Origin of the sequence: Micromonospora sp. CPCC 205561 (assembly GCF_036906775.1) — a bacterium.
Lineage (GTDB): Bacteria > Actinomycetota > Actinomycetes > Mycobacteriales > Micromonosporaceae > Micromonospora.
The window spans coordinates 135,105-156,772 of the sequence record NZ_JBAKHV010000003.1 but is presented as its reverse complement, the minus strand read 5'-3'; the positions used below and the strand labels follow the sequence as shown (position 1 = coordinate 156,772).

Below are 21,668 nucleotides of genomic sequence, written 5' to 3'. Positions count from 1 at the left end.
GGACGTGGACCTCGGCGGCCGGCCGGTCCTGCGGGACATCCGCCTGCACCTGGACCGGGGTGAGCTGGTCGGGCTGCTCGGACCCAACGGCGCCGGGAAGACCACCCTGCTGCGCGCCATCCTGGCACTGACCCGCACCCGCGCCGGCCGGGTGCTGGTGCAGGGCAAGCCCTCGCGTCCCGGCCGGTCCGAAATCGGCTACGTCCCCCAGCGCCACGAGTTCACCTGGGACTTCCCCATCTCTGTCGAGCAAGCCGTGATGAGTGGCCGGACCGGCCGCCTGGGCCTGCTCCGCCGCCCCGGCGTGACCGACTGGCGGGCCGTCGGCGACGCACTGGACCGGGTGCAGCTCACCGAGCTGCGGCGCCGGCCAGTCGGCGAGCTCTCCGGTGGGCAGCGTCAACGTGTCCTGGTCGCGCGGGCCCTCGCTCTCGCGCCGCGCATCCTGCTGCTCGACGAGCCGTTCACCGGACTGGACATGCCCACCCAGGAACTGCTGGGCCAGTTGTTCACCAGCCTGGCCCGCGAGCAGCACGCGGTGCTGATGACCACCCACGACCTCGTCGCCGCGGTGGACACCTGCACCCGCCTGGCCCTGCTCAACGGTCGGATCATCGCCGACGGACACCCGGCGGACCTGCAGGACGCCGAGCTGTGGAGGAAGACCTTCGGCGTGAGCGAAACCTCCCCGCTGCTGAAACTCGTGAGGACGGCCTGATGTCGATCACCGATTTCCTCACCGACCTGCTCAACCCCGACCTCGCGTTCCTTCCCAAGGCGCTCGCGATCGCGGTGATGTCCAGCATCGTCTGCGGCGTCGTCGGCTGCTACGTCGTCCTGCGGGGCATGGCGTTCATCGGCGACGCCGTGGCCCACGCGGTCTTTCCGGGCATCGCGGTCGCCTTCGTCCTCCAGGGCAGCCTGGTCCTCGGCGGCGCCGTCGCCGGCGTCGCCACCGCACTGCTGATCGCGATCTTCGCGCAGAACCGGCGGGTCAAGGAGGACTCGATCATCGGCGTCTTCCTGGTCGGCGCGTTTGCCCTCGGCATCGTGATCATCTCGCGGGCCCCCGGATACGCCGGGTCACTGCAACAGTTCCTGTTCGGCTCGATCACCGGCATCCCCGACCGGGACCTCTACCTCGTCGGAGGCACCGGCCTGGTCATCCTCGGCCTGGTGCTCGCCCTGCACAAGGAATTCGTCGCGGTCTGCCTGGACCGGGAGATGTCCCGTTCCGTGGGGCTCCCGGTGTTCTGGCTCGACATCGTGCTCTACGTCCTGGTCACCCTGGCCGTGGTGATCTCCCTGCAGACCATCGGCAACATCCTCGTCCTCGCCCTGCTGATCACCCCCGCCGCCGCCGCCCGCCTACTCACCGACCGGCTCGGCGTGATGATGCTGCTCGCCCCGGTGGTCGGCGGCGCGTCAGCGACCGTCGGGCTGTACCTGTCCTGGAGCTACGACACTCCGGTCGGCGGCACCATCGTCCTGGTCGCCACCGCCGTCTTCCTCACCGCCTGGCTGCTCGCCCCACGGCACGGCCTGTTGACCAGACGGTGGCGACGTCCGAGTGGACGGGAACCCGCTGACGTCACCCGACCCGCGCCGCTGTCCGACCTGGCGCACCCGCAGGACCCGTCACCGTCGGTGCGATAGGGCGACGCCGCAAGTCGCGGATGGCGGGTCGGTCACCGCAATAAGATGAACCCGGTTATCATTTTTATGATCCGCCGAGGAACGTGGTACCTCCGGTGGGCGGATCAGGGGGAGGCGTGGCGGTCTCGGTCGACGAGGCCGCCACGTCGGTGCGGGGCGCCGACCCGGATGCCGCAGCGTCCAGATGTGTCGTCGAGACACCTACTCGCCAGTGCTGTCGGACAAGGCGCCAGCCCGCCCCAGCCACGCGTCCGGCGCTGACGTTGCGGCCGCCGACGCTTCACCGCCGACGCAATCAACTCAACGTGCAATCAGTCAGCGGGCCCGGACAGCTCGCCATCTACACCGGGAACGCCGTCGGACAGCCCACGTCCTCGCCGACAGCGGCGACGGCCCGCCCGACTCCCGTCGCCCTGGCCGCCGGCGACCACCTGCACGCCAGTCCTGACCGCCGCCCTGCTCGCCGGCACCGCCATCCCCGCCGCCGCAGTGCCGATCGTGCTGTCCAGCGGCCACGTCGACGTCATCGACGTCGACTACGCTGGCGGCGCGCTGAGCGTCAACCTGCTCGACGACACCGTCAGCCCGTCGTGGAGCGCAACCGCGCCGACGTCGTCCTTGCGCGTGCCAACAGCGCGACTGCGGACGGGTAAGACAGCACAGCGAGGCTCCCGGTTGAGGCACCGATCTTGGTCGATTGCTTTTTTGCCGGAAGCTTCCTCCTGCGTCGGCAGGTGTCTCCCTGCACCCACCGTGACCAGGCCGATCACGATGAAAAGGCCTCCGTGTGCTCCCGGCCTGTGGGTCCGGCCGAAGTCCGAGGAACGCAGGCGAAATTCGTGCGGCTGCGCCAGAAGATGGGGCGCTGTCCCGTGGGTCAGCGCCGGTAGGGTCAGCGGGTGAGCAGATCGTCCAGACGCACCGCGAACTTCCGCACCCTGTACCACGGGCAGGCCACAGTTGGCGCCGCATCGAGTTATGGCCTTTTTCTGATTCGCCGATCAGGATCATGGGCGCAGCACTGGTCATCGATCAATGCCGGAAGGCAGCCCGTCCCGCCGCCGCCGCTGGTAGATCTAACTCACGAGACCGTCATCATGCTTTCGATAGGGACCCGCGCCGTTCTGGGCTACGACGTCACGATCGAAGACGTTACCGTGCGGGAAACGACTCTGGTGGTGACCGGCGTCGAGAGACGCCCCATCGGCGATGTGACACTGGACATGGCGTGTTCACCGGTGCACATAGTGGCGGCGCGATTCGGACCCCAGGCCTTCGAGGACATGCTGCTGAACCTGCACATCAAGCCTGTCCAAGCTACTTGATCCAGTCATGGACGGCTACGGAGCGGCCCTCACTGACAAGTCGGAGGACTCATCCGGAAATCGGATCGGCCCTCTTGGTATGCCGGGGAGCAAGATCGGTCAAGTTGGCGGTAAGTAGCGCTTCTTGATGCTGGTCAAATTGCAGGTGGCTAGCCGGATCATCTGCCGAGTTGTTCGTATTCTGGATCAAGGCGGCCCGCAAGCGGGCCGCGCCGGCCCGGCTTCGGCCTGCTAACGACCTCCCGGGCCGGTAGCCGGCGAGGCGACCGGAGACGGCTGGTGATTGCGGACGAGCCAGAGCACGGACTGTCGCCGGCCTCAGGTGGTGCGTCGCTTCGGGATCGGCGAACTCCAGCAGCCAGCCGGCACCGTAACTATGGTTCAGCTCGCACTCGTCGCCTCCGCGTCGAGCCGGGTCAACTCCAGTCGACGGGTTCTGTCGAGCGGACCGCCGTGAAGCTCGGCGGCGGTGGCCTCCGGCTTCCGCTGCGTGATGCATCTGCGGTCAGGGGCGTTCCCAGAAATCGGGCCCGATGGGCTCCTGGTAGTCCGAGGAGGCGACGAAGAAGCCCTCGTCGTCGACCTCGATGGGGAGTTGGGGGAGGGGCCGGCTGGCGGGGCCGAAGATGGGTCTGGCGTTGTCGGTGATGAGGAACTGCGACTGGTGGCAGGGGCAGAGCAGTCGGTTGGTCTGCTGTTCGTAGAGGCTGGCGGGGCAGCCGGCGTGGGTGCAGATTTTGGAGTAGGCGATGTAGTTGCCCCACATCCAGTCCTGTTTGCCGGCCTTTACATTGTTCTCGCGTGCCCGCAGGGCGTCTTGGGCTCGTAGGTGGATGAGCAGGGTGACGGAGTCGGTGTGCTGGTTGCTGACGCCGTGCGGGATTCCGGGGAAGACGGTCACCTGCCCTCCGGGGAGCAGGTCGGAGGGACGTACCGGACGGCCGTCCTCACGGATTAGACGCACACGGGTGACGGAGCCCTGGTCGTCGGCGGGGCCGAAGCCGGTACGGAACAGTTGGTTGTCCTCGTGCGGGTCGGAGATGAGACCGCCGACCAGGGGCGCGGCTGCGACCGCACCGACGGGAACGAGGCTCGCGAGCAGGGACACACCCAGCAGGGGACGCCGCCGCACGCCGAGTTCGTCGACCATGTGCAGCACGGTCTGGCCGGTGATGAGCCGGTCGTCGGGGGAGACGGCACCTTCGTGGCGGTCCTGGATCGACACCTCCTTGGGCAGCAGCCTCTTGCCCCACATGAGGATGCCGAACCCGATCCCCAGCAGGGCGGTGCCCATGGTCGTTCCGAGCAGGGGGGTGTAGTACTCCTCGATCTCGCCGAGGAGCCGGTAGCGCCAGGGCCACCAGACGAACACGGCAAGGAACGCGACACTGGCGAGTCCTGCGACGAGGAAGAGCAACGCGGTGGTACGGACCAGCCGCCGTTCGGCCTTGGAGCCGGCGAGGACCTGAGGTTCGTAGTGCACGATCTCGATGTCGTCGCGGCGGGCGCCCTCGCGCACCACCTCGAACCGGGACAGCGGCCGATCGGTGACGTCGACCGGTTCGCGGCTCTGTTGGGCGGTGTGTTCGGTCACGACTTGCCCGCGATCCACAGGCTGGCGAACACCAGCGCGACGATGCCGACCAGGAAGACCGCCAACCCCTCGGTGGACGGTCCGTAGCGGCCGAGGTTGAATCCGCCGGGGTCGTGGTCGCTCTGGATGACCTGCTGGATGTAGGCGATGACATCGGCCTTCTGCTCCGGCGTCAGAGTGCTGTCGCCGAAGACGGGCATGTTCTGCGGACCGCTGAGCATGGCGGCGTAGATGATCCGGTCGCTGGCGGGGTAGAGGCTCGGGGCGTACTTGCCGGAGGACAGCGCCCCGCCGCCGCCGCCGAAGGCGTGGCACTGCGAGCAGTTGACGCGGAACAACTCGCCGCCACGGGCGAGGTTGGCGTCGTCAACCATGGCCTTCACGTTGTCCGGCACCACGGGACCCACGCCGAGGGAGTCGATGTACGCGGCGAGTTGACGTACCTGCTCGTCGGTGTACAGCTGGGGCTTGCGCTGCGCCTGGGCCTCCTGACGGGCCAGGGGCATCCGGCCCGTGCCGACCTGGAACTCCACCGACGCGCCACCAACGTTGATCAAGCTAGGGCCGCGCCCCTCGACGCCCCCGGCGCTGCGGCCGTGGCAGGTGATGCAGCCGACCTCGAACAACGCCTCGCCCTCGGCGGCGGCGGCACTCAACCGTGGCTCCTCCTGAGCCTGGGCGGCCGGAGTGAACAGGGTGTAGGCGCCACCGGCCAGGATCAAAGCGATAATCATCCGTACGACGCCGGCCGCCTGTCGTCGGGTTCGGCTGGGGCGGGACGATCCCCCCGATCGAGTGAACTCGCGGCGTGACTTGCACATGGCGTCCTCTGTCTGACTGGCGCGCAGATGGGCGACTACTCCACGATCTTCATGCCAATATGCGGCATTCGCATCGGTTGTGTGGTCGTTTCGCCGCTACCCGTCCTCGGTAGCCCCTGACGCGCGGGCACCGTTACCTTCTGCGGTGCACCGACGGGAGCGCTCGCTCGGCCTACCTCTGCGTGCCAGGCGGGCGGACAGCGCGGGTACGGGACTGCGATGGTGCTAGAGAACCCCTGGCGACGGCAGTAGCCTCGCCGACGTCGTCGACCCCGGCCGGTAGCCAAAGTGGTGCTGGTGGTGCCGATGTGGCAGGAGCAGGGCTGCCCCCGGTGCCGGCTGGTGAACCTCACACCAGTCGTCTGGTTTCAGATCTTGGCCGCCAGCCTGCTCGGCGGAGTGAAGCACGGCTCGGTCGACGCGTCCAGGCTGCCTCGCATGGCGGCCGTCACCGCGACCGGGCGGAGAAGCGGGGAGAACGCCGGCTGCCCGGCGCCGCCCGAACGAGGTCGTCAGTGGCGGTCGGCGGTCGGCGGCGGTAGTCGACGCCCGATCGCGGTCTGGTGAACGGGAAGCGCGACGGTCGCGATGTCACGCAGGACAGCGTCCAGCAGCCGTGCGACGCGCGGCTGCTGGCTGGCGACGAGTCGAATGTCGTCGACGATCATCGCCAGGAGGGTGTCGTACGGGACGCCGTCGACGCGGACGCGCACCGTACCGTCGTCGTCGCGGACCACGAGGGTCGGATCGGGGCGGGTCGCCAGCCGACGCAGGAGGTCGTGTGTCTCCTGCACCGCCCGGATGGCGGTGGTGACGTCGTTGACCGCAGGCGACAGCGCGCGTTCGGCGATGTCGGCCAACTGCCGGAAGCCGAAAGCGACGTCCTGGCCCGGGGTGCGCTCCACGCCGATGGTCACGCCCTGCTCGATCCGACCGGTCGGCACCAGACGAGCCGTACCCCCATCTGTCCGGTGAACGCGGACCAGGGGTGCTCCCGCGGCGACGAAGTCACCCGGCGTGGGAACGACGGCGAAGGCGCAGTCGTACTCGCGTGCCAGGCGGGCCAGCAGAGCGACATCGACGCTGCTGATCATCCCGGGTTCCGGAGCGAGCACGGTCTGCGTGACTACGCCGGGCACCACCCCCGCCGGCTCGTCCGGCGGGGGGAGGCGGGCGATCGACCGCCGTGTCTGCCTTCCAATAGAGGCGATGATGTGCGACACCCGCATCACGGTGGTGATGTGGTGCAGGTAGTAGATGAATGTGCCGCTGCTGGCCAGGACGAGCGACATGGACACCGCAAGCGACAGTTCCGGGAACCGCTCTCCGTCCCGGGCCGGCAGCGCCGCGAGCACCACCATCGCGAACAGGAAGGTGGCCACGAACGTACCGAGCGTCGCCTGGATGATCCGATCCTGTAGGAAGGTCCGCAGGACCCGCGGGGAGTACTGGCTGCTGGCCAGCTGCAGGGCCACTACCGTGATGGAGAAGACCAACGCGGTGAAGGAGATCATCGCCGTGATGATCGACGACAGCAGCGACCGGGCACCGGCTGGACCGCTGGGCAGGACCCCCTCGAAGGGAAGAGCCACCTGCAGCTCCAGGATCGACAGGCCGACCGCCGCCGCCACCGCGCCCACCGCGAAGGCCGCCGGCACGAGCCAGAAGCTCTCCCGCACCTCGGCGAGCCGCGCGGACACGGTTCGGGGCCGGCTCACGGTGCCCGGTTCGTCGACGTCACCCGCTCATCGTGGCGCACCCCGGGATTCCCCGGGGGGTGTCCGGCGACGCCGGCAGTTCTACCGCACCGGCGAGGCAGGTCACTGCCAGGCCCGGCCGTCGCTGGTACGCCCGGCGGTCGTGACCGTCACGGACGGGCATCCGGGACGGCGGCAGTGGCCGATGCCCGCGGTGGGTGGACGGTGATGTCCTGCGTCACCGACGCCACCCGTATGCCGCTCTCCGCGAAGCGGTCCAGCACCCGCCGGGTGACCTGGTCCTTGACCTGTCGGGCGGCGCGCACCGGCACCACGAACCGGGCCGACAGCTCGACCCAGTTCGGGGTGGCGCGAACGAACACGCGGGGATCGACCTCCGCCTCGGCGACCGGGTAGCGGTGGCGCATCTGCTCGATGGCGCGCCGCGCCTCGACCGTCGAGGAGGTGTTCTGCGCCTCCTCGCACAGGATGCGCTCGGCCAGGTGCCAGTCAGCCTCGTAGGGGACGGGCAGAGTCAGTTCCTCCCACAGATGGTCCAGCACGGTGCTGCTGTTGTAGACCGGCGCGCTGAACACGAAGCGGTTCGACAGGGAGACCACCCGTCCGGTGTACTGGCGGCCGCGGATCCAGGATTCCGGGTCGGAGGAGGAGCCACTTTCCAGGATGCGGGTACGCAGTGGGGTGATGTCCAGGACGTCACCGCGTACCCCGCACATCTGTATCCGGTCACCGACGCGGAACTGCCGTCCGGTCAGGATGCTGACCCACCCGGCGAACGCGCCGATGACCTCCTGCATGGCCAGCGCCAGACCGGCGGCGAGCAGACCGAAGACCACACCGACCCGGCCGGCGAACGGCCGCCACAGCAGTGCCAGCGCGAACAGCAACGCCACGACGGTCAGGTAATGCGCAGCCTTGCGCAGGTAGTAGCGGTTGGTGGTGTCATTGACCCGCAGAGTGGCCAGGCGACCGACCAGGACGGCGAGCACGACAGCCAGCACGATCAGCACCACGCTGGTCACGAGGCGACCACTCACGCTGCTCGTATCCCAGACAGCCTCCAGGAACCGATCCATGCTGCTTGCTCATCTTCCTCGACAGCAACCGCCCGGTGCGTGTCCGTCGCGTCGAATTCACCATAGGTGCCGCCGACCGTGGAATCTCGGAAATTCCCCCGGTGCGGAGCAGGGGGTTCCAGCCCTGCGCGTTCGTGACCGCCGGGTAGATCTGCCCGATCTCGACCAGGGTAGGGTCCGCCCAATCGACTACTGCACGCCGCGCCGGGTCAGGAACGCCAGGTACTCCTTGCTCGTCCCGGCACCGTCGGTGCTGACCAGGACCTTCCGCCCGGCCGGGAGGCGTTGATCCCGGCGGTGCGGCCAACGCTGTCCGGGGGCGCAGCGCCGTACTTCTCCGAGTGGGACACCATGATCGTGGCCTCCGGGTCGATGATCAGCGGGCCGCCTCGCTGATGAAGATCAGTCAGGCTTGAGTAGTCGTTGTTCTGTTTGATCATCGTCAATTTTTGCGACCGGGTCGAGGAGGGTCGCTGGTCCCGGCGCACAACGCGGCCCCGCAAACGTCGACAACGCGGTCCACGATGCGAGGGATGCAATTCCCGCGCGACGCTGCTGGCGACCGAAATTGGACACTTGCCCCACCCCGATCACTTGACGTGCTTCGACTCGCGCCTCTTGCCCGTCGATCTGAATTTGTGCAAGGATTCACTGGAGCAATTCTAAAGATCAAGCCTTTCCGGCTCGCGGAAGAGGGGGTGAGTTCTTTGGGTAGGATTCGCAAAGTGCTTCACATCGCGGTGATCACGACGACCGCAGCCGTGACCTCAGCGGTCGGCGCGCCTGCCGCACATGCTGGCATCGTAGGCGGGGTGAGTGTCGAAAGTTATTGTCAGAGCCACTTCGGCAAGCACTCCGTTATTCGGTACAACAACATCAACGGATGGCGGTGTACCAGTGGTCCGACGATGACCGACTCGTCTGTCAATTTTACAACGGCGTGTGCGACGCAGCGTTCAACCCCGTACTGGGGCTATCACGACTACTACAATCCGTATACGATTTTCTGCTACACGTGATGATCAAGCTCACCTGCCAGGACCGTCATGACTTGGTTCTGGCGCCACGGGCGGCGCTCCTGGGTCTCGCGGCCCAGGCGAGCAGTCTGGCCGCGTAGGCGAAGACGGGCGGGTCAACGGCAGTCACCGACATCGGCAGACCGGGGTCTGGAGCTTTCCGAGGCAGGGATCGGTCTCAGGGGTATGCGCCTAACCGTGGTCGAGGCCTTCTTGCTCTTCCGTCTCACAAGCCTCTCAGGCGCCTGACCGGGTTCACCACAGCTCGGACCGGTTGTTCGCGCGGGTTCCCGCTGACGGCATCCGACCGGAGAGGCCAGAGCCGGGTACGGCCGTCGCTCGATGCTTTGGGCGACGGCCCGTACCCGTTGTTCGATGTGCTTTCGTGTCAGTCCTCGATCGCCTGGTACACCGTGGTCCAGAAGTCGTGGATGAGGCGTGCGGAGTGGGGGACGGACATGCCGACCTGGGTGAGCAGGATGCCGGTGACTCCGTAGGTCGGGTCGGCGTAGGCGGAGGTGCCGCTGCCGCCGTCCCAGCCGAACTGGCCGATGGGCGTGTAGTCACCGCGGTACGTGCGCACGCCCATGCCGAGGCCCCAGCCGCCTTGCTGGCCCTGGCCGAAGGAGATGTGGACGTTGTCGCGGGCCAGGGCGGCGCGGGGCGCCTGCTGTGCGGGGGTGAGACGGTTGGTGGTCATGAGTTCGACGGCGGCACGGGACAGGAACCGTTCGCCGTTGTGGACGCCGTGGTTGAGCAGCATCCGGAAGTAGGCGTGGTAGTCGTCGGCGGTGGAGTTGAGGCCACCGCCGCCGCCCGCGAACGCTGGCGGTTCGCTGTGTCGGCCGCCCTCGGCCGGGTCCCAGACGTGGAACTCGCCGGTCTGCGGGTCGGGCGCGTACAGCGGGGGCAGTCGGTCGATGCTCTCGGCGGGCACGTGGAATCCGGTGTCCGTCATGCCCAGTGGCCCGAAGACCCGCTCGTGCAGGAAGGTCTCGAACGGCTGCCCGGTCACGCGGGCGACGAGCACGCCGATCAGGTCGCTGCTGATGTGGTACTGCCAGTGCTCGCCCGGCTGGTACATCAGCGGCAGTGTGCCGAGGCGGCGCAGCCACTCGTCGGGCTCGGGCATCGGGGTGGGGAGGTTGGGCGTGAGACCCTGCTCGAACACCGCGTTCATGATCGGGGTACCGAGCGCGGTCAGGTCCATGCCGAGGCCGAACGTCGAGGTCAGGACGTCGCGCACGGTGATCGGCCGGCGGGCCGGCACGGTGTCGTCGAGCGGGCCGTCGGCCTGGGTGAGCACCCGCCGGTCGGCGAGTTCGGGTAGCCATTCCTGGATCGGGTCGTCCAGGCGCAGCCGGCACTCGTCGAGCAGGATCATTGCCGCCGCGATCGAGACCGGCTTGGAGGTCGACGCCATCCGGAAGATCGTGTCGCGGCGCATCGGTGGACCGCCGTCGTGGCGCATGGTGCCCAGTGCCTCGACGAACGTGTCCCCGCCCCGGCTGACCAGGGCCACGACGCCGGGGATGCGTCCTGACTCGACGTGCCGTGCCAGCAGCCTCCGCAGCCGGTTCTGGCCGGTCCTGGTGAAGCCGCCGTTGCTGTGTTCCATGGTCGAGCTCCTTGTTCGCGGGTTCCGAGGGTCGGTGACCGGGTGCTCAGCGGCCACGGGCGGTGATGTCGCCGCGGTCGGTGGTGGCCCGGATGGTCAGGCCGGCCGTGGTGCCCTCGGTGTTGCGCAGGGCGTTGTGAACCCGGCCATACCCGGTGCTGGCGTCGAGGGTGGCGGAGACACCCGCGGCGGTGCCGACGGTGATGTCGCCCATCGCGGTGCGTAGCACGAGCGCGCCGGTGGTGGCGTCGGTGATGTGGATGGTGCCCGTGCCGGTGCTGATCTGTGCCGGGCCGGTGAGGCGGCCGACGGTGACATCGCCGCCGTGTGCGGTGATCCGCGCGCCTGCGGCTTCGTCGAACTTGACGGTGCCGTAGGCGCCGTCGACGGTGACTTCGCCCAGGCGTCCGACGCCCCGGACCTCGGCGCCGCCGGCCTTGACCTCGATGCGGGAGCCGGCGGGCACCTGGAGGGTCGCTTCGAGGGTGCCGGACGGGCCGAGGATTTGGTTCTTCGCCGCCGGGGCGCTGACCCGCAGGACGCCGTCGCGGTACTCGACGGTGGTGCCTTCGACGGCTTTCGCGTCCCGGCTCTTGCCGGCGTCGGCGGGCCGGATCTCCACGGTGGTGGCCGTCCGGTCGGTGGCGATGATCTGGATGCGCCCGGCGGGGACGTCCAGGACGGCGGAGATGGGGGCGGGGGTCGCGAACGTGCACTGCGGACTCCTCATGAGCGTGTAACTCGTTTCTTATATCCGAAACGCTACGTTGCGTTCGAGAAGTTGGCAACGAAGTCATTGCGTCAACTGCACGTGATAGCAGCTAGAGGCAGCTATTTCGTTGCGTCGGTGTTCGAGATAACGCAACGGTCGATGGCGCATCGTTGCAATAGTGCGGCGTGAACGCTACGCTGGCGACTCAGCGACAGCGTGGAGGGAGACTGCGGTGCCGGGAGGCAGACTCACCCAGCAGGACCGTCAGCAGATCGCGTCCGGGCTGGCTGACGGCCTGGCCTACGCGGAGATCGCCCGACGTCTGGACCGTCCCACCTCGACGATCACGCGCGAGGTGCTGCGCAACGGTGGCCCGGCCGGTTACCGCGCCGATCTCGCTCACCGCGCCACCGAACGCCGCGCGCACCGGCGCACCCACGCGCCGCCCCGCGGACAGCAGCCACCCCGACAGGGGTACGGGCGTGACGGAACGGCCGTCCGGGAGTACGAGGAGACACTGACCACCCTGCTCATGGGTCAGGGCCTGCCCAAGATGATGGCCAGGGTGTTGTGCTGCCTGCTCATCGCCGACGCCGGCAGCCTCACCGCGTCCGAACTCGCCCGGCACCTGCAGGTCAGCCCGGCATCGGTCTCCAAGGCGATGGCGTTCCTCGAAGGGCAAGGCCTGATCCGCCGCGAGCGCGACGAGCGCCGCCGCGAGCGCTACTTCGTCGACGACGACGTCTGGTACCAGTCGACGATCGCCAGCGCCCGTGGCATCGCCCGGGTCGCCGAGACCGCACGGCAGGGCGTCGGCGTTCTCGGCCAGGGCACTCCGGCCGCCGTCCGCCTCGAAAACATCGCCCGCTTCAGCGACTTCATCAGCGAGAGCATCCTGCGCGCCGCCGAACAGGTCCGCGACGTCCTCTACACCAGGCCCGCCACGGATCGGGAGGCCGCCGCGTCGGCGGCGGAGCCAGGGGTGGGTGTCGAGAGCGGGGACGACGTTCCCAGGAAGACGGCACGCGCGCCGAGCACGCGGATGACCGCCTCGACCGCCTCCACCGGCGACAGGCCGACCTGATCACTGCGCCGCGAAGACCGGCCCAGGGTTTGCCCGGTAAGGCCGCAGGCAACTAGATGGCCGACAGCACACGCGCAGGGAGGAGCTCACCATGGCTAAGGGTGACATCGACACGTACCACGAGGATGGGCAGTGGAAGAACCGCCCGGAGGGCAACGAGCGGGCCAGCAGCACCCACGACACCAAGGCCGATGCGCAGAACCGCGGGCGTGAGATGGCGGCCGACCGCGGCGTCGAACATGTGATCAAGAAGCAGGACGGCACGATTGGCGACAAGAACACCTACCCACGCAGCCGTGATCCGCGAGACATCGAGGGCTGACAGTTCTCCGCGCGGGCTGATCCCTTCGATCCTGGCAGGGATCAGCCCGCCCGCCCTCAGCGCCGGTCCGTGTAGCGCAACCGTGTCCCAGGTCGGCGCGGTACGGGATGACGTCCTACAGAGGAGTTTGGTCGGCGCACCGGGCCTGCTGGCTCACGCCTTCCCGCGCCTGGGTCCTGGTCCGCCGCCCCGGCGGGCGCTCGCCGGTCCCACTTCGCTGGCGCCTGCCGGCCGGCGGCCGGTCATCCCTCGGCTTCGGTCGGCCGCTCTCGTGCCGAGACGGGCACCGGGCGGAAGCTCGGGACCCATCAAGGTGGAGTGATTCCAGGCGAGCGGGATAGCCCCGACAATGCGCCATTCGCGTTGGGTATCGGTTTTTGTGACCAGTTCCTGTGAACGACAACCCGTACATCTGGAGTTGCGTCGGGTACGTGTGCTCCGCCGAACGACCGGCTGCGGCCTGGAGGATCCACCTGCCTGGACTGCCGCACTTGGCATTGAGGTGTATTCAACTGGATCTGCTTCCGCCGGCTTGCAGCAGCAGGCATGACGTTTGCGTGTGAGGGGCCTGACCCTCGTCAAGTTTGTGGGCACGCGCTTCGGGAATCAGAGGCAGTCGAGCCGCTGGCGCGAACCTCAGACCGTCCCAGCCCGACGCGGACAGGCCACCGCCAAACCTCACCGCCGACCTTGTCGCCCGGTCAGAGTCGTGACACCAGGCCGGATTCCCCGGCTCACGCGACTATGCGGACGCGGGTGACGTTGCCGAGTTTCTCGGTCGGGGACCAGTCCGGTCGAGGGATCCCCGTCGTTGACGTCGTAGACCTGCCCGAATTCGGTGCGGGACCGGTCACCGCAGAGAAAGTGGAGGTGCCGCCATCCGACCCCGCCGATCTCGAGCCACACACCGGCCTCCCGCATCGCCGCGACCGCCGCTGGGCCGTCCCACTTCGGGATATCCTGGTCCGCCAGGCGCTCGAGGGCCTTCTCGTAGAGGCCAGCGGTGGCTGTGAGCCCCTGGAGAACCGGTACACCTTCCGCCCATACGCGTCCGGAGCCATCCTTGTTCAGGCTCCACAGGCTGCCGACGTGGGTACGCACGAAATCACCGTGGTCCGCCGGGATCTCGAACGCGTCAACGCCCCGACGCCGTGGACCTGGGTGACGAGCGCCGCCAGCTCGGCGGGGAGGGCGAGCGAATCCGCCCACTCAACCGGCTAATCATCCCGTACGAGCCGTGGATCGGTGACACTCACCCGCGATGGCATGCGCTCCCTCCGGTCTCGTCCCCACGCGTTGGGCAAGCTCCGCAGTTCGCCGGTGATGCGCGTCGCCCTCCACCCTGCGCTCGCACGCAGGACCTTGACCATGTGCTTCCCCGGCAATCCGACCAGGCGCAGACCGCCGACCGTTTCGGCGTCTCGCGGATGCACGCCTTCCGGCTCGTCACCCGAGCGCCGGGCATGCCGTGGCTGCGGCACTAGCGCCGACGGGTTTGCTGTGGCAACCTGTTGGCATGACTACCGAATCGGTACCTGCCGGCGGCGACCCCCGTCGACTGCTGTCCGACGTACGCGCCCTCGCCCATCGCGTGCGTCTCGACCAACGGTTGACCTGGGCGGCGCTGCTGGTGCTGGCCGCGGTGACGCTCGTGGGGATCCCGTTCGACTGGTTCGGCATGAAGGTGAACTGCCAGCCCGACGGCAGCTGCGAGTTCGCACGACGGGGCATGTTGTACTACTGGCCACCGGCGATGCTCCTGGCGTACGGGATCATCGCCTTCTGCTATGTGCGGGCCGCCCGGGCGCGAGGGTTGGGCACCCGGGTGTTGCCGTACGCGATCACCGGTGCCGCGACGACCGTGGTGTTCCCTGCCGCCTGGCTCGCCATGAGCATCTACCTCTCCAGCCACCCGGTGCCGGAAGGGCCGCTCCCGTACTGGTGGTTCGTGCTGGACCGGCTGGTCATGCCGTGGGGCATGATCGGGGTCACGCTGCTGGTGCTGGCCTGGCTGGAGCGCAACGTCGCGCTGCTGCTGTTCACCCTCGCCTACCTCGCTCTGGTGCTGCTGGCGCTGCCGCTGAACGTCGGCATCGGACCGCCGAAGTGGGGGATCCGGGCGCAGTTCCTGGTGCCGCAGCTCATTGTCGGCGTGGTGCTGCTGCTGGGCGCGGTAGGCTTCCGGGCCGCCCGACGACGCAACCGGTGACGGCCGTGACCGGCACGCAGGACCCGGACGCCGCGCACCCGGCCAACGGCCTGGACGAGGTGGTGCACCAGCGGGTGCGGCTGGGAATTCTCACCATCACGCACGAGGCGCGCCGGGTCGAGTTCGGCTACCTGCGCACCCAGCTGGAGCTGACCGCCGGCAACCTCTCCAAGCATCTCAGCGTGTTGGAGGCGGCCCACCTGATCGAGGTGGAGAAGGGCTACGAGGGCCGGCGCGGCCGCACCTGGATCACCCTCACCGCCACCGGCAACGCCGCGCTCGCCGAAGAGATCGCGCGACTCAAGCAGCTCATCGCCCGTGTCGAGACGACGAACGGGCAGTAGCGGCACCCGTCGAGCGGACAACCGTCCCCGCACCCGAGCACGACGACCGTGCGTCCAGCGGCACCGGCCGGGCGGCCGGTGCCGCGTCACACCAGGAGGCGCCACGACCTCATGCCTCATCGAGCGTCGCAGCCGTGGCCGCCAGGTGATCGGCCCACCGGCCCGAGGCCGAGAACCCCGCTGCCCGATGACAGCTCGTCGACGGCCGGCAGGAGTTCGGCGTACGCCCGCCGCATGATCTCCTGGTCGCGACCACGAGCGCCGCGCTGGCGGAGGCACGTCCGCCTCCCTCGGCGGTGCTCGTGTCCCGGCATACCGCCCTGCGGGCGCTGCTGCGCCCGCCGTTGCCCGAGCGGCGGGTGCCCCGAGTGTTCGGTGTCGACGACTTCGCGCTTCGCCGACGTCAGCGATACGCGACCGTCCTGATCGACGCGGTCATCCGTGAGCGCATCGACGTGCTGCCCGACCACAGGGCAGCCGAGGTGTTCGCCGGCCGGACGCAGGCCGACGGCGACCCGGCGGGTTCGCCGTCGACGCCGAGGCCGCGGTACAAGCGGTCGTCCGGCGCACGGTTCGGCGTGGTCCGAACTCGATTGACGGAGGATCGAGCGGGTTCTACGGTCGCGCGATGCGGCCTGGAGAGATCGTCGTGCGTGTCGAGCAGGTACGCGCTCTGCTCGACGAGCAGTTCCCCGAGTGGTCGGACCTGCCGATCGTCGCGCAGCCGTTGAACGGCACCGACAACGCGCTGTTCCGGCTGGGTGATCGCCTGACCGCGCGGCTGCCGCGGGCGCAGTGGGCGGTCGACCAGGTGGCGACCGACGCGGCCTGGTTGCCACGGCTGGCGCCGCATCTTCCGGTGCCGGTGCCGGTGCCGATCGCGGTTGGCCGGCCGGGCGGGGACTATCCGTGGCCGTGGACGGTCGTCCCGTGGTTGGACGGGCGCAATCCGGAAGCCGGGCAGGATCTCGTCGACCTCGCCGTCGACCTCGCCGGCTTCGTGCGCACGATGATCGCGATCGACCCGATGGACGGGCCGGTCAAGGAGGGCATTGAGCGCGGCGTACCTCTGGTGCGGCGCGACGAGCTGACCCGTCGGTCGATCGCGGCGCTGGGCGACCGGATCGACGGGCGGGCGGTGACCGCGGCGTGGGACGAGGCGATGGCGGCGGACGAGTGGCCCGGACCGCCGGTATGGCTGCACGGTGATCTCCTGGAGGGCAACCTGCTGGTGGACCGGGGCAGGCTCTGCGGGGTGATCGACTTCGGCGGTCTCGGCCGCGGCGATCCGGCGGTCGAGGTGCGGCCGGGTTGGAGCCTGTTCGACGCCCGCGCGCGGGCCGCCTACCGGGAGGCGCTCGGTTTCGACGAGGCGACCTGGGTGCGGGGGTGGGCCTGGATGCTGTCGGGGTCGCTCTACTGGCTGGCGGACCTGTGGGACTCGATCAGCGAGGACGACCGCGAGGACACGATCCGCCACATCGACCACATCGTGCGGCACCGCCACGACTGACCGGCGGTGCCGCTACGGGCACCATGACCCTGTCCTACCCGGCGCCTCTCCCTCATCGGTCCCGGGCTCGCCGCACCCACCCTGAGCTGCGGGGTCAGCTTCGAGGAAGGCTCAAGGTAGGAGGCGGGAAGCGGCACCCCGGCCAGGTCGGCGGATGGCGACGGGTGTCGTGGTCGCGGCCACGCGCTTCCGGCCGGTCACCCGTAGCGTGGGTGACCGGCCGGTCGCGTCACCGGCACGGATGCCGGTCGAGGGCGATCAGGACGCGGCGCAGGAGATGTCGCCGGGCACGGTGTTGGGGCCGTTGGCGGTGAAGCCGAAGGTGGTCGTCCCGTTCGGGGACAGGGCACCGTTCCACGCCTCGTTGCGCACCGTCACCGTCGAGCCGGAGACGGTGTGCCGGCCGCTCCAGAGCGAGCCGATCGAGGTGCCGCTCGGCGAGGTCCAGGTGACCGTCCAGTTCCTGGTCGCGCTGGTGCCGGTGTTCTTCACGGCCACCTCGGCCTGGTAGCCGCCCGACCAGGAGGTGGTCACCCGGTAGGTCGCCGTGCAGCCGGCGTCGCCGCCACCACCTTCGAGGGTCGTGAAGGTACGTCCCGGCGAGGGGGTCGAGATGTTGCCGGCGGCGTCCCGGGCCCGGACGCTGAAGGTGTAGCTGGTGTTCGCGGTCAGCCCGGTGGCGGTGTAGCTGGTGCCGGAGACGGTGCCCACCACGGTCGCCGCGCCGGTCCCGGTCGCCCGGAGCACCTCGTACGAGGTGACGCCGACGTTGTCGGACGCGGCAGCCCAGGCCAGCGAGGCGCCGGTGGCGGTGATGCCGCTGACGGTGGGCTGCCCCGGGGCGGTCGGCGCGACGGTGTCGCCGCCCCCACCGTTGGCGTAGCGCTCGGCCAGGCTGATGCCGGTGGTGCTGGCCGCGCCGCCCAACCGGACCGCGTGGTCCAGCCCGACGAACTTGTTGTTGTGCTGCCACAGCGCAGGCTTGAGCAGGGCGTACTTCTGCTCGTCCCAGGTCTTCCAGTCGTCGAGCAGCAGTCCGCCCGTGTCGCCCGAGTTGGGGTTGAGCACCCAGAACGTCTGGTGCAGCCCGTGCTCGACGATCAGGTCACGCAGTGCCGTCATCCACTTGTCCTGCCGGGCGTCCTGGCCGAGTCGGCCGCCCCACTCGCCGATCAGCAACGGCGCGGTGCCGTTCTCGTGGATGAAGAGCCAGTTGGGCCGCCACACGTCGTTGGTCAGTGAGGTCTTGTCGAACTCCTTCTGGAACCAGGGCTGCTCGAAGACCAGCGGACCGTAGTCGTGCGGCGAGTACACCAGTTGGTCCTGGTGGGCACCCAGGTTGATGGGCAGGGTGCGTACGCCGCGCAGGTTGCCGCCCCACCAGTTGTAGTAGTAGTTCGGCGAGAGATCGGGGTCGGTGTTCGGCGAGCTCCAGGTCTCGCCCTCGCGGGGGTAGACCTCGATCCCCTCGACCAGGATCAGCAGGTTGGGGTTGATGGCCAGGATCCGTCGGGCGGCGGTTTCCGCGACGTGCTTCCAGTTGTCCTGGTCGGTCGAGTTGTCCCACTTAGCGCGCGGCGGCTGGTTCGGCGTGCCGTGCGGTTCGTTCTTGAGGTCCATCGCGACGATGGTGTCGTTGGTGAGGTAACGCGCGGTGACCCACTCCCACGCCTGGTAGAAGTGCTCGGTGGTGATCGTGCCCTTGTACCACATGGGATGGATGTGCCCGGAGTTGTCGGCCTCCGCGCTGTGCACGTCCAGCATGACCTTCAGGCCGTACTGCTCGCAGAGCTGAAGCCAGTAGTCGAAGACCTGTAGGCCGTTCTTGCCGGCCAGCTCCGGGTTGGCGTAGGTGTTGACGTTGACGGGGCCGAACGTTCCGGCCTTCCACTCCAGCAGCAGTTGGGTGGAGACGGGCACCCGGACGATGTTGATGCCCCGGTCGGCCATCGACTTGGTGATCTGGGTGATGTTGCCGGACCACAGGCCGTGGAAGACCCGTTCCGAGGCGTTGAACCCGAACCAGTTGGTTCCCGTCAGCCAGACCTCGTTGCCGGCCTCGTCGACGATCTTGTTGCCCTCGGTGTGCAGCCAGTCGGTGGCGGGAACCGCGGCCGCGGCGGGTGCGGCGGTGGGGACGGCTCCGGCCGGGGCGGCGACGCCGGGGCCGGCCGCGACAGCGCCGGCCAGCACGGCAGCGGCGGCGGCGGCGAGAGCTCTTCGTTTCATGGACACTGACGCCTCCAGGCGGTGGTGGGCGGTATCGCAACGCATCCAGCAGAACGAATGGAAGCGCTCCCATACAGTATGGCCGAGACGTTCGCGAGGGAAGACCCCCGTCGGGTCGGCCCTGCCGCACACCACCTGGCCGTACCCGCAAAACGGGTGCCGGGACCGGCCGCCGGCACGGCGCCGGCGGAGGTGGCCGGGCCGCGCGCTGGGGGAGGAGTAGCCTCGCCCGGTGTGGGCCGCGCGGCGAGTGGTCCGCACCGCAACGCGTCGACCGTCAGTGGTACGCCACCCCTGCACGGGATGGGCAGGAGGATGTCGGCAACTCATCGTCAGTGGCGTCGGGCGGCTCCGTCCGCCCACCGCCCGACCGCGCCGGTGCTGCTGGTGTTCGGGTGCGGTGTGCACCGGGTCGACGGGCGGTGGACGCTGACGCCAGCCAGCGCCGCCCGCGTCGACGCGGCGGTCGCCCACGTCGCCACCTACCGCAGCGGTGCCGCACGGCCTCCCCGACCTCGCGTCGTCTTCAGCGGTGGCTGGCCGGGGCGACACCGCTGCGAGGACATGCCGCCGCCGGGCTGCCGCGAGGGCGACCTGATGCTGAGCCGCGCCCGGGCAGCCGGTCTCGGCCGGTACGCGGACCTGAGATCCGAGACGCGGTCGACGAGCACGCTGGAGAACGTGCTCTACGCGGTCGAGGACGGGCTGCTCACGGATGTCCCGTTCGGCCCGCGACAGCCGCTGGGCCTGGTCTCCCACCCCTGGCACCTGCCCCGCGTCAGGTTCCTCGCCGGGCGGCTGCTTCGGCTTCCCCCCGGCGCGATGCTCGACATCCCGGTGCCGGACGCCGGCACCGTCGGTTCCTCCTGGTCACCGCGTGCGCTGCACGCCGCGGCCTGGCTGGGCCTGCTGGGCGCACGCAGCCCCGCCGCGCTGCTGCGCCGCGAGCGGCGGCTCGTCGCGCTGGTGGCGACGCTCGCCCCCCGACGACGCCGTCCGCCGGCACCGCCGCGGCGGCCCGGGAGCGCGCGCGGGCGGACAGAGTGAGGATCGCCCGCCGGGGGTAAGGGTGCCGGAACCGGGTCCGCGGTGGACACGCGTCGTGCTCTGACGAGGAGGGTGGCATGACAGATGCCGTCGTGCTCCTGCCGGTGTACCAGCCGGATGAGAGGCTCGTCGAACTCGTGGCTGAGCTGCGGACGGCGGCACCACACACGGCTGTCGTCGTGGTGGACGACGGCAGCGGCCCGAACTCGGCGCGACTGCTGCGGCGGGTGGGCGACCTCGGCTGCGCGGTGCGGCGAATGGACCGTCACCGCGGCAAGGGGAGCGCGCTCAAGGAGGGTTGCCGGTACGTGTTGCGAGCCCACCCGGGAAAGGACGTGGTGTGCGCCGACGCCGACGGCCAGCACCGGGCGGCAGACATCCTGCGGCTGGCCGAACGGGTGCGCGACACCAGGGCCATCGTGCTCGGCGTACGTCGCTTCGACGGTGACGTGCCGCTACGCAGCCGGATCGGCAACGCCGTCACGCGGACCCTGTTCAAGGTGACCACCGGTGTAACGGCGTCCGACACCCAGACCGGTCTGCGGGCCTATCCGCACGAGCTGGTGCGCTGGCTGCTGACGATCCCGGGCGAGCGTTTCGACTACGAGATGGCCGTCCTGGTCGCCGCCGCCCGCCACCGCTGCCCGATCGAGCAGGTCACGGTGCCCACCCGGTACCTCGACGGGAACGCCTCCTCGCACTTCGGCGTGCTCGTCGACTCCGTGCGGACGTACCGGCCGCTGCTGGTGCCCGCCGAGACGCCCGGGCCCGACGCGCCGTGCGCCGGCCGCTGAGCCGGCGCGGCGTGGTGCCCGGACGGCAACCGCGGCCCGTTCCTCCCGTACCCGCTCACGGGGTAGCCGGGCCGGGCGGCGGACGCCGCGCCGAGTTCGGCCCGAGCCGGAGTGCGCCGGCAGGGTGGCCGGAGACGCGCCGGCTACCCTGCCGGGATGGCCCGCTACGTGATCGATGCGCCCACCCTGCTGCATCTCGTGGACAACGCGCTCGCCGTCGACGGCAGCCATCAGCTGGTGGCGCCGAACACCGTCCGGTCGGAGGCGCTGCAACTGCTGTTGCGCGACGTGCGTCTCGGCGGGCGTACGGACCGCGCCGCGCTGGCGGCCCACGAGCGGATCACCGAAGTCAAGATGAGGCTCCTCGGCGACCGGGTGTCCCGCGCGACGGCGTGGCGCATCGCCCGGCAACAGGACTGGGACACCCTGCGCGACGCCGAGTACCTGGCGGTCACCCGGTTGCAGGCCGACGCCCTCGTGACGGTCGACGCGGCACTGGCCGCGAGGGCGGAGAACCTCGTTCCGGTCGCCCCCGTCGAGGTTCTCCTCGCCGGCGGCTAGCGACGGGTCGGTGCCGCGCCGGGCGGGGG

General features: G+C 69.5%; 17 protein-coding genes and 4 pseudogenes. 14 read left to right on the top strand and 7 right to left on the bottom strand.

Going from position 1 to position 21,668, the window contains the following annotated elements; translation table 11 throughout:
- The first annotated feature begins 4 nt into the window (after nt 1–4).
- The 5 genes and pseudogenes from V6V16_RS04140 (at nt 5) to V6V16_RS04130 (ending at nt 2,981) form a co-directional block, all read left to right on the top strand.
- Nucleotides 5–718 (top strand): anchored repeat-type ABC transporter ATP-binding subunit, encoded by a 714-nt coding sequence (locus V6V16_RS04140; protein ID WP_442934027.1) that lies wholly within the window; start codon nt 5–7, stop codon nt 716–718.
- Complete coding sequence (locus tag V6V16_RS04135; RefSeq protein WP_334559576.1) at nt 718–1,656, top strand: anchored repeat-type ABC transporter permease subunit; 939 nt, start codon at nt 718–720, stop codon at nt 1,654–1,656. The genes V6V16_RS04140 and V6V16_RS04135 overlap by 1 nt, the downstream gene beginning before the upstream one ends.
- A 279-nt stretch (nt 1,657–1,935) precedes the next feature.
- Nucleotides 1,936–2,099: pseudogene (locus tag V6V16_RS27850) on the top strand (choice-of-anchor M domain-containing protein); the annotation flags it as partial.
- 1 nt (nt 2,100) lies between these two features.
- A pseudogene (locus V6V16_RS27845) lies at nt 2,101–2,294 on the top strand (choice-of-anchor M domain-containing protein); the annotation flags it as partial.
- 261 nt (nt 2,295–2,555) lie between these two features.
- The gene (locus V6V16_RS04130; protein WP_334559575.1) at nt 2,556–2,981 is read left to right on the top strand and encodes a hypothetical protein; all 426 of its coding nucleotides are present in this window, start codon (nt 2,556–2,558) and stop codon (nt 2,979–2,981) included.
- Nucleotides 2,982–3,486: 505 nt separating this feature from the next.
- Here V6V16_RS04130 and qcrA read toward each other — a convergent pair.
- The 6 genes from qcrA to V6V16_RS04100 form a co-directional block, all read right to left on the bottom strand.
- On the bottom strand, nt 3,487–4,575 hold the full coding sequence (gene qcrA, locus V6V16_RS04125) for a cytochrome bc1 complex Rieske iron-sulfur subunit (protein ID WP_334559574.1): 1,089 nt from the start codon (nt 4,573–4,575) through the stop codon (nt 3,487–3,489).
- A complete protein-coding gene (gene qcrC, locus V6V16_RS04120; RefSeq protein WP_334559573.1) occupies nt 4,572–5,396 on the bottom strand; it encodes a cytochrome bc1 complex diheme cytochrome c subunit in 825 nt (274 codons plus the stop codon). The genes qcrA and qcrC overlap by 4 nt, the downstream gene beginning before the upstream one ends.
- A gap of 512 nt (nt 5,397–5,908) precedes the next feature.
- Complete coding sequence (locus tag V6V16_RS04115) at nt 5,909–7,075, bottom strand: DUF2254 domain-containing protein (protein ID WP_334559651.1); 1,167 nt, start codon at nt 7,073–7,075, stop codon at nt 5,909–5,911.
- A 188-nt stretch (nt 7,076–7,263) separates the two neighbouring features.
- Entirely contained in the window at nt 7,264–8,190 is a 927-nt protein-coding gene (locus V6V16_RS04110; protein ID WP_334559571.1) for a mechanosensitive ion channel family protein, read from the bottom strand.
- A gap of 1,404 nt (nt 8,191–9,594) precedes the next feature.
- Nucleotides 9,595–10,824: a serine hydrolase domain-containing protein gene (locus tag V6V16_RS04105; RefSeq protein WP_334559570.1), complete on the bottom strand. Its 1,230-nt coding sequence runs from the start codon at nt 10,822–10,824 to the stop codon at nt 9,595–9,597.
- Nucleotides 10,825–10,870: 46 nt separating this feature from the next.
- Nucleotides 10,871–11,554, bottom strand: coding sequence for a DUF4097 family beta strand repeat-containing protein (locus V6V16_RS04100; protein WP_334559569.1), 684 nt, complete (start codon nt 11,552–11,554; stop codon nt 10,871–10,873).
- A gap of 214 nt (nt 11,555–11,768) precedes the next feature.
- Between V6V16_RS04100 and V6V16_RS04095 the strand changes: the two are divergent.
- The 6 genes and pseudogenes from V6V16_RS04095 to V6V16_RS04070 all read left to right on the top strand — a co-directional run.
- Nucleotides 11,769–12,473, top strand: a pseudogene (locus V6V16_RS04095) (helix-turn-helix domain-containing protein); the annotation flags it as partial.
- 238 nt (nt 12,474–12,711) lie between these two features.
- Nucleotides 12,712–12,942 (top strand): DUF2188 domain-containing protein, encoded by a 231-nt coding sequence (locus tag V6V16_RS04090; protein ID WP_334559568.1) that lies wholly within the window; start codon nt 12,712–12,714, stop codon nt 12,940–12,942.
- Nucleotides 12,943–14,458: 1,516 nt separating this feature from the next.
- A complete protein-coding gene (locus V6V16_RS04085) occupies nt 14,459–15,151 on the top strand; it encodes a hypothetical protein (RefSeq protein WP_334559567.1) in 693 nt (230 codons plus the stop codon).
- Nucleotides 15,148–15,495, top strand: coding sequence for a transcriptional regulator (locus V6V16_RS04080; protein WP_334559566.1), 348 nt, complete (start codon nt 15,148–15,150; stop codon nt 15,493–15,495). The genes V6V16_RS04085 and V6V16_RS04080 overlap by 4 nt, the downstream gene beginning before the upstream one ends.
- A 293-nt stretch (nt 15,496–15,788) precedes the next feature.
- Nucleotides 15,789–15,971, top strand: a pseudogene (locus tag V6V16_RS04075) (ISL3 family transposase); the annotation flags it as partial.
- 152 nt (nt 15,972–16,123) lie between these two features.
- On the top strand, nt 16,124–17,008 hold the full coding sequence (locus tag V6V16_RS04070) for an aminoglycoside phosphotransferase family protein (RefSeq protein ID WP_334559564.1): 885 nt from the start codon (nt 16,124–16,126) through the stop codon (nt 17,006–17,008).
- A gap of 258 nt (nt 17,009–17,266) precedes the next feature.
- Here the strand turns inward: V6V16_RS04070 and V6V16_RS04065 are convergent, their stop codons facing one another.
- Nucleotides 17,267–19,237 (bottom strand): cellulase family glycosylhydrolase, encoded by a 1,971-nt coding sequence (locus tag V6V16_RS04065; RefSeq protein ID WP_442934024.1) that lies wholly within the window; start codon nt 19,235–19,237, stop codon nt 17,267–17,269.
- 315 nt (nt 19,238–19,552) lie between these two features.
- Between V6V16_RS04065 and V6V16_RS04060 the strand changes: the two genes are divergently transcribed.
- From V6V16_RS04060 to V6V16_RS04050, 3 genes are all read left to right on the top strand, one after another.
- Nucleotides 19,553–20,284, top strand: a complete 732-nt coding sequence (locus tag V6V16_RS04060; RefSeq protein WP_334559561.1) for a YdcF family protein — start codon at nt 19,553–19,555, stop codon at nt 20,282–20,284.
- Between the two features lie 77 nt (nt 20,285–20,361).
- Nucleotides 20,362–21,078 carry a glycosyltransferase family 2 protein gene (locus V6V16_RS04055; RefSeq protein WP_334559560.1) on the top strand — a complete coding sequence of 239 codons (717 nt, stop codon included), beginning with the start codon at nt 20,362–20,364 and terminating at the stop codon, nt 21,076–21,078.
- 156 nt (nt 21,079–21,234) lie between these two features.
- A complete protein-coding gene (locus V6V16_RS04050) occupies nt 21,235–21,639 on the top strand; it encodes a hypothetical protein (protein WP_334559559.1) in 405 nt (134 codons plus the stop codon).
- The last annotated feature ends 29 nt before the right edge of the window (nt 21,640–21,668 follow it).

Bases quoted from the DNA above. Each gene is read 5' to 3' on its own strand.
- V6V16_RS04055 (WP_334559560.1), top strand. From the start codon at position 20,362: ATGACAGATGCCGTCGTGCTCCTGCCGGTGTACCAGCCGGATGAGAGG.
- V6V16_RS04085 (WP_334559567.1), top strand. From the start codon at position 14,459: ATGACTACCGAATCGGTACCTGCCGGCGGCGACCCCCGTCGACTGCTG.
- V6V16_RS04105 (WP_334559570.1), bottom strand. From the start codon at position 10,824: ATGGAACACAGCAACGGCGGCTTCACCAGGACCGGCCAGAACCGGCTG.
- V6V16_RS04100 (WP_334559569.1), bottom strand. From the start codon at position 11,554: ATGAGGAGTCCGCAGTGCACGTTCGCGACCCCCGCCCCCATCTCCGCC.
- V6V16_RS04090 (WP_334559568.1), top strand. From the start codon at position 12,712: ATGGCTAAGGGTGACATCGACACGTACCACGAGGATGGGCAGTGGAAG.
- V6V16_RS04110 (WP_334559571.1), bottom strand. From the start codon at position 8,190: ATGGATCGGTTCCTGGAGGCTGTCTGGGATACGAGCAGCGTGAGTGGT.
- V6V16_RS04065 (WP_442934024.1), bottom strand. From the start codon at position 19,237: ATGAAACGAAGAGCTCTCGCCGCCGCCGCCGCTGCCGTGCTGGCCGGC.
- V6V16_RS04070 (WP_334559564.1), top strand. From the start codon at position 16,124: ATGCGGCCTGGAGAGATCGTCGTGCGTGTCGAGCAGGTACGCGCTCTG.
- V6V16_RS04050 (WP_334559559.1), top strand. From the start codon at position 21,235: ATGGCCCGCTACGTGATCGATGCGCCCACCCTGCTGCATCTCGTGGAC.
- V6V16_RS04135 (WP_334559576.1), top strand. From the start codon at position 718: ATGTCGATCACCGATTTCCTCACCGACCTGCTCAACCCCGACCTCGCG.
- qcrC (WP_334559573.1), bottom strand. From the start codon at position 5,396: ATGTGCAAGTCACGCCGCGAGTTCACTCGATCGGGGGGATCGTCCCGC.
- V6V16_RS04060 (WP_334559561.1), top strand. From the start codon at position 19,553: ATGTCGGCAACTCATCGTCAGTGGCGTCGGGCGGCTCCGTCCGCCCAC.